Source organism: Apibacter sp. B3546 (genome assembly GCF_009827885.1).
Classification (GTDB): Bacteria; Bacteroidota; Bacteroidia; order Flavobacteriales; family Weeksellaceae; genus Apibacter.
Window position 1 is genome coordinate 239 of sequence record NZ_WINW01000003.1, and the last position, 212, is coordinate 450.

The following is a 212-nucleotide window of genomic DNA, read 5'->3' on the forward strand; positions in this document are numbered from 1 at the left end:
TATTCCTATTAGGTATGGTAGGATGCAATATTGACGTACCCGATAGAACAAAGATTACACAAATAAGTGAGACTATAGAGGAATCGAAGGCTAATGGAGTTTTTTTGGCCGAATATAGGCCGAATAGAAAAATAATAAAAAAAGCATGGGTAGAAATCCACTGGGTATATGATACCCTTGGAAATATCAAAAAACAAAGAGGACATGAGTTA

At 34.9% G+C, this 212-nt stretch carries 1 protein-coding gene; it reads left to right on the plus strand.

The features are described 5' to 3' along the window. A partial coding sequence (locus GFU93_RS03245; RefSeq protein ID WP_160567235.1) for a hypothetical protein occupies nt 1-212 on the plus strand: 212 nt, incomplete at both ends.